We start from the raw sequence: 8026 nt of genomic DNA, 5'->3' as shown, positions 1-8026 counted from the left end.
AGCAGCTCACCATAAAAATCATATAACATAGACTGTCTGACTATCTTCTCCATAACAAACTCTCCGTAACGCACTTGCATGTAAAGTGTTTTTGCTTTACCATGGGCTATTCTAATACAGGCAGGGTGGGTTGTCAAGTGTTTTTTCTTGACAAAGTGAATTATATTTTTGGTCTAGACACCATGTACACAAACTATTCAATATTGAATAGTTTGAAGTCAAAAAGGCGCCATACTATTCAAAACTGAGTAGTTTGACACATTGTACTGCTTTTGTATCTATATCTGCAGCAGATCCTCCGTCTTACAACACAAAACCCGGAACAACCTCCCAACATCTGTTGCCTTTGTCTTGTTGATATCCCTCTGTCGCTGCTCAAACAACTGTATCTGACGAAGTGGCACTGCCTCCCTCATTATATCTATCATATGCAATTCGTTTGTTATATCGCTACAGCGATAGTTTTACAAACTGTATTCAATATATCTTCTTCACATCATCCACCCGGTAAAGTCTCTTAAAATTCTCAAGATCCTTCTCCGACTGTATCACCATCACACCCACAAAGCTCCCGTCCTCTCTGCTCCTGAATCCGGCGACCTGTTCTCCGGTGCAGATAGAACATCTGATGACAGCCTCATGCTTTGCCTCATCATAGGGGAACAACTTTGCGTTCCCCTTGTGTTTTAACTTTAATTTAGAAATAAAACTTTTTCCAGTCACTATATTCCACCTCTATACATGCCATGTAAACAACCGACAAGATACATTCTGAACCATCATCTTATCATTATGCTGACATTACGCCTCGATCTGCTCCAGTATATATGGATCCTTGATCTTATTGTCCTCCGCAAAGAACAGTATCTTCGTGAGCACCTCCGAGGTCTTTGGATCATCATCCACGAATGGCAGGAATATTCTGCCCCGCCTCTGGGAGTGTACAGGAAGTACATTTATCATAGGGCCTGCCTCCTGATGCACCACTCCGCTTCCAAGGTGGACTGTATAATTGGCACGCTTGCCCTCTATCACTGCATGGTTCTTTGTAAATGTGACATTTGTCAGCTTGAAAAGTGGCATAGTGAATTCTGCTATCGCCTTTCGCATCTCAACAGTTGAGTGTGAGGTCTCAGGATCCACGCCTCCTGCATGCGCCACGGAAACAGCCATGTCCACATCCCTCATGACCTCAGAGAATATGATATCTGGGATATCCTTGATCTTGAGATCCTTTCCTGTCTTTCTATCCGAAAATACCACCCATTCAAGCGTCGGTGATTCTATATCTGCAGGTGAGAACCAGTCTGCAAGAGCGTAGATCCGCGCTACTATATTCTCCTTGTAGTACACCTTCTGAAGTCCATCCTCTATATCAGCCACCCAGTGTCTTGACTTCAGGCAGCCTAGTGTCTTCTTCGGCTGGATCTGATTGCCCGCGTATCTGAGGGAATGTTCCATGTTCATTTCCTCTTCGGTCTTCACATAGAGCTCTCTGAACACCTGCTTGAACGGCTGGACGATCTTGTTGTCAAATACATATTTCTGTATATCATGCCATTTGCCAGCCATGTACATGTGGAATGGATGTGCTACTGTGAGCTTGGTGTCGTCTGACAAATGTTTGTTTTCATCACCAGCGGTTGTTTCAACAAACACATTGAATCCATCCTCAGTTGCAAATCCAAGAACTACATTCTGACTAGGTACGCCAGCACTTTCGCCTATTGCATTATCTAACTGCACATCACCAGCATCGCTGTTATTCCTCAAATCAATATTCTTGCTATCATAAAGTTCATTTGCCCCTGACATAATACTGTCAGCCGTACTATCCAGCCCTGCCTTCACACCGTCAGGCTCCACTACCTTAAACACCAGCGCAGCCACCATGTCATGTATAACAGGATTCTCCAGCATGCCCCTGATCTCAGCCCAGGTGTATTCCTCCTGGCTCTCCATCGCATCCTCAAGCATCGCCTTTGTACGCCTTGACTGCTCCGCCATCTGCTTCTTGGCATCCATCAGAGCCAATACATACTCATCCTTCTTGATCTTTGCCGGAACTGACTTTAACTGTTTGCCGTTCTTCTCACAGATGACAGCGCATTTGCCGCCGTCCTCCATCTCAAGCCATACGGTCACTTCTCCGACCTCATGCGGCTGAAAATATTCTGTCATGCCCTGAACTACAAGGCTTTCCATACGTAGGGTAAGTCTCGTCACGTCCTGATATCCGGCATTGATCGCCATATTGCGCATAGCTGTAGAAACTGCTGCCGCCTCGCTGGCTCTCCTCTGTGCTCCGAACTGCCTGCTCTCCTTCTTGAACTTCTGAAGGAACATGTATCTGTCCTTTATCTGCTCCTCATTCTCTATCGGCAGGATTCCCACCGCCATGAGCAGATCCTTGTTTCTCTTTGCCTCGATCTCGGCTATCAGCTCGGACTCATTGTATTTGCCAAGCGCCGCATCCGCGTATTTTCTCGCCCTGGTATGCTTTGCACCGTCCGAAATGTATTTCGCCGCCTTGTATATAAGCTGGAATCGCTTGTCACCCAATCTGTCATAGACTTCGGTAAACCACGTCCTGTCAAATGCCCCGTCGTTCAGCTCATCCACCTCAAGCGGTGTAAATCTCGCTATCATAGCCTTTCTCTTGTCATCAAATGACTCGTTCATGTGCGCCATGAAGTAATAGCATCCCGCAGTAAATCCATCCCATCCAAGATACTCTCCAACTATATCTATCCACTCTGGAGAATACATAGCCGCCTCTATAAGCCTGGCATCACTTATATCCGTACCTGTAAGATATGTCTTGAGAGTCTCCGCACTGTCATTTGCATCTGGCACACACGCCTGAAGAAGATGCGACATACTATTCTTCTTGCTGACCTTCTGACGGTTATAGTAATAACCGGTATTGAAATACGTTGATCTCTCCAGGGTCTCCTTGCCGAGGGCTGACAGTATCCTGACAAAATACTCCGCTCCGAATATTCTTGTAAGCCCGTATATATATGGAGAGAATTCTGTCTCTGTATCTCCCCTTGTGAGCTCTGCAGAAAGCACAAGCTCTGACATATCAGTGTACAGCTTCTTAGCTATATCCAGCCTTTTCTCGTCCGTCTCTGAGAACTCTCCTTCCGGACTGTGAAGAAGTATCTGCCGCACACTTCTCAGCCTTTCACGCTCCGTATATCCCCACTCATAGCCTCTGGTCTGCACCTTCCTGTTGCGCTCCGTTATAAAACGCATCACGTCAGATACACATTTGAGGCTCCTATCCAGGGAATTCCCCTCAAACGCCATCTTGTACATATAATCTTTTGAAATCAAGCCACGACTGTATGCAGCAATATAGTTCTGGAGACCTGGAACCGGCATGACACTTCCTGTGTGTACCCAGTAATATGAATTTCTATCATTTACAACGTCTGAAGGTATATTAAAGTTATGACTCTTTGCAAGGGCATAGTTGTATGGAAACAAATGCCTGAAATCCTCTTCATTCTGCCTTGCCTCGTCAGAATCCTCTTTTACGTCTAATATATCGCTGTCACCATCGATCGCAAGCCACCTTGTTATTATCATGATCTGCTCATTTGTGAGCACACTTCTGTGATATACCTTTGAATCATCACCAGATATACTGCCGCCACCTTTATTCCCGCCAAATGTATATATGAGCTCATCACTTCTTCCAAGCAGATAGTCTGCTGCCACAACGGCAAGTCTCATCTTGTCACTATCCATCACATATCTTCTATACAGGAATCCAATTACAGCTCTGACAATGGCAAGATATCCGAATGCCGGACATTCTTCTATATATATATTTCCAAACATATCCGCCATAAAGCTCTCGCAGTACTTCTTGAAATCCTGTTTGTCACTGTTGTAGCCATTCAGATACACGTAGAGCTGCATGCACATATACGGAGTCTGAATATTTTTCTCGTAGAAATCTACCCACAATTCCTCACATGCCACCTTGTCACGGTTCACATATATGTTTCCACCTGCCTCACCAAGCAGGCCGATCTCTCCGTCAGCCATCTCATACTCATCATTTTTGTGCTCATCCACAAATGCATCAAATTTTCTTAATATGTTTATAACTTCTGAATCAGATGTCGTGTCTTTCTTTTTAGGCACAATCTTTGATTTGAGTTTTGCAAATGCACCCTCGCTCTTGGCAGTCTTGCACAGATTATCATTTGCAATCCCGCTTTCAGGGAAATACTTTTTGTACAGCTCAAGGCACTCAGCCAGATAACTCTTGTCAAATATCGGCTCATAGTCCGCATTTACATCATAAAGTCCATACCCCTCATCTGCACCAGCCCGGTCTGTGCCAACATTTTTTATCTCACGTATAAGAATCTGCTCCTTAGTTGTAACACTGGATCTTCCATTCGCAGACTCCCTCTGCATAGCGTCTATATGACCAACACAATCTGCAAAAAGTTTCTGCCTGTTCTCATCATTTTTGAGCTGGAGCAGTAGATCAAGTCCCGCTGTTCTCTTCTCCTCCTTGGAATCCGCGAGAAGTCTTCCGATGAGATCGTCCATGTCATCACCGTCAAGTTTATAAAGTATAGACAGTACAGTCTCCCTTATGTCTGACTTCTTGTACTTGAGCATATTCTCAAGCTGTACATAATTCTCCGGCGAAAGTTTCATATCCTTAACGATCATCGCCGCCTTGTTTCTGGTATATGTCTCCTTGTCGGCAACCGCATCCACCAGTATGGCACGCTGTCTGTCATTTGCCGGCTGCCTTACAAGCAGAAGCAAAAGCGCATCTCTGCTGTACCTTGCGGAATCTATCTCAGGAACCATCTCCGCTATGTAAGTGATCTTGTCCTCATCCCTGAGAGCGCTTGCGCAGACCGCAAGTCTCATGATGATTGCGGATCTGTCCAGATATTCGGCATTCCATGGAAATACACACGGATCAAACTCAAGCCTCTTCTTTGGCATGCGCTCAAGTATGCCCATGAGGATGTCGTACATCTCCTGACATTCTTTCCTGCTGTCAAAATATTTGTCCACCTCGGCAAATGTCATTTTCTTAAGTTCATTGTTGTACGATCTGCCGTCTTTATATATGAGACTATTCATATAAGGCTGGTAATCCGACATGAAGCTTGGCATGATGACCGCCATGGTGTCCATCTCGTCTGGGAATCTCTTGATAAATTCCTTTGCAACGCTATGTGTGTACACCTTTCCCAGACTCATTGCCCTGATATATGTGCCAAATACCAGTCTTTGGTGTCTGCTGCCATCAAGCGCCAGCTTGTTCATCACATGGCATGCCTCGTCCACATCAAAGAAACCATAGCTCCACAGCGCAAGATAGATCTGCATGGCATCCTCGCCGGATAAAGCTTCACGCCTTGCATTTTCATCATTCAGATATGTATCTATAAGAAGCAGCTGTTTCTTCTGTATACGGTCAAGCTTGCTCTCCTCGTCAGCCACAAGTCCTGTCCAGGTGGCTACAGCCCTCATGACAGACGAGAATCTCAGAAGATCATTCTCCTTTATCACATGGAACAGGGTCATAAATGCACCTGCCGTTCCATAATCCATGTTCTCACAGATCGCCTGCCTGAGTCCCTCCTGAAGCTTTGCCGCAACGAGCAGCTTGCCTACAGCCTCATGGAGTCTTGTGTTGGAGCTCATATATATTCCCCTGAGGATATTGGTCGTGAGCCTTGTCTGCGCACTCTCACCGAACATGATGTCCATGAGCACTTCCTCAAGCTCTGCATTCCCCCTGTCGAGCTCCGCCTGTATCCAATATTCAGATACTATTCTATACCCATTGCTGTTGCCATCCCTGTAATAGCACAATATATCCTGCGGCAATTTCTCCCTGTAGAGAGATACTATGTCGCATCCGTATATCCCCATGGAGTGATATTCATTCATTATCCTGAAATATCTGTCAAGAAATGCCCCATACCTCTTCGTACGCATGGTTCTTCTGTAATAATACTGGCTTGTCTGCCACTTGATTATGCTGTCTATAGAAGTGTAGAAATCCTCCATCAGATGATCCGGCACCCACCCTGGCAAATGCTTCAGCTCCCTCCTGAAGAATTCAGAAGGAACATTCTTTTCATTCTCAAGAAATGTCTCAAGTCTCTTGCCGATCGTTGACTCTTTTACATCTCCATAGTAATTATCCATCTCCTTAAGAAGCTTCTGCGCATCCGCACTGTAGCTCTTTCTGAGCTTCGTGGAATTCTCGTCAAATGCCTCTCTCACTTCATCTGCGATCTTCTTCTGCTCCTCAAGCTCAAACCTTGTCTTCTTGTCCACCGCCATTGTAACCCCTTTCTTTATGTTCTACCACATTCTGCCCGCCAGCATTGTGAGGCGGATAAATGTGATCTCATCCCCTTCGTTAAACTTCTCTTCCCTGTCCAGCTCCGTTAATTCATCCATACCGCGGAACACTCTGAACAGCCCATCCTCAAATCCTTGAATGGCTGTCTTCACTGCTTCATCCACATCCGGTTTCTTCTCCCCATAGACGATCCCGAACGCTATCTTTCCTATTCTTCCCATATCATCGATCTGTTCATCTGTCAACACTGCATCGCCGCGATCCATGCGGGATATGTACTGTGCTACGCAGATCTTTACTGTCTCTGTTATGAGTTCCCGCAGCGTGCTCGGTGCTGTGTCATATTCAAACGGGACCTTGTGCACTGTGTTCTTCCGCTTGCCAAGCTGTTTTATGTTCATGTATAAAGTCATGTGATTCCCCCTATATTATTTTTTTATCCCCATAACTTGATTTTTCCTCAGCAACATTAGCAAATTTTGCCTCTTCACTATATCTAAACGTACTATCATGCTCTCCCACGTAAGGCGCATTACTATTATCCGTCCACAGCTCACACTGGCTTATTACTGTATTTATGGCAAAATCATAATCCTCTGGTGGGTAATGATGTTTCTTAAGCAGTCTCTTAACCATCTTTCGCATAGTTGCCCTTGCAGTTTCCTTCTTCTGCCAGTCTATGGTTCTATTCTTTCTGAGCATTTCCGTCAGTTCCTTGGTAAGCGCAATCAATTCATCATTTTTATAAAAATCTTTTATATGTTCCGGCTTTGTCAGCGCATCATAGAATGCCAATTCCTCCTGGGAAAGTCCAAGTTTCTGTCCATTCTTATACAGATTTGCAATCTCTTCGGCTGTCTCAAGAAGCTCTTTTATTACTTCCTCATTTGTTATAAGTCCGTTATAATACGAATTCATAAGCTGTGCTATCTTCTCTGAAAACTTCTGCGACTGAACAACATTTGTTCTTTTGTATAAAGAGACCTGCTCTGCCATGAGTTTTTTCAATATTTCCACAGCAATGTTCTTTTCTTTCATTCTAGATATTTCATCCAATACAGCCGGATCAAATAAGCTGAAGTTCTCTCCACCAGTCTTGCTACTGTCAAACAGATTGATTACACCCTCACTTTGAACTGCTGCCTTGAGCAGATCATTTATCTGGTTGTTTATCTCCTTAAGTGAAAGCGTCTTACCGTCTGCACCGCCATATGTAATCTTGATAACTGTTGAGCGAACCGCCTCCATATAAGCTGCCTCGTGGCGTTCCTTCTCAGTAGTCATACTTGAACAGAGAGACTGGGACTGTCTTAACAGCATAGCCTCCTTCAAGAACAAATCCTTTCTGTCAGGTACCCTCGCATCAAGGACAAAATTCACTCCCTTGGTTATAAGTTTTGCCATAACAAGCGGCGAGCCATCTATAAATCCACTGAAATCAAATCCATGTAGCAGATCCTTGCACACCTGTAGTTTTTCCTGGAACTTAGGATATGCCACTTTAGCAATATTCATATCCCCATATCTATTTTGATCTCTCTTAGTGTATTCCTTCATGGCAGCCTTAAGTGCAGAAGCTATACCTACATAGTCAACAATAAGACCGCCTTCTTTGTCCTTAAACACGCGATTAACACGTGCTATTGCCTGCATAAGATT

4 protein-coding genes are annotated in these 8026 nt (G+C 44.6%); all 4 read right to left on the bottom strand.

Translation table 11 applies throughout. The features are described from left to right. Positions 1-477 precede the first annotated feature (477 nt). The gene (locus CCU_RS11930) at positions 478-723 is read right to left on the bottom strand and encodes an aspartate dehydrogenase (RefSeq protein WP_242857269.1); all 246 of its coding nucleotides are present in this window, start codon (positions 721-723) and stop codon (positions 478-480) included. A gap of 78 nt (positions 724-801) precedes the next feature. After that, on the bottom strand, positions 802-6345 hold the full coding sequence (locus CCU_RS11925) for a DUF4132 domain-containing protein (RefSeq protein WP_015534848.1): 5544 nt from the start codon (positions 6343-6345) through the stop codon (positions 802-804). Between the two features lie 21 nt (positions 6346-6366). Then, positions 6367-6780: a hypothetical protein gene (locus tag CCU_RS11920; RefSeq protein WP_015534847.1), complete on the bottom strand. Its 414-nt coding sequence runs from the start codon at positions 6778-6780 to the stop codon at positions 6367-6369. Between the two features lie 10 nt (positions 6781-6790). Beyond that, positions 6791-8026, bottom strand: a 1236-nt coding sequence (locus CCU_RS11915) for a type I restriction enzyme endonuclease domain-containing protein (protein ID WP_243440895.1), incomplete at its 5' end; no start/stop codon positions are given.

This window comes from Coprococcus sp. ART55/1, assembly GCF_000210595.1.
Taxonomy (GTDB): domain Bacteria; phylum Bacillota; class Clostridia; order Lachnospirales; family Lachnospiraceae; genus Coprococcus; species Coprococcus aceti.
Note: the sequence above shows the minus strand (reverse complement) of the source record. Positions and strands in the feature narration are given on the sequence as shown.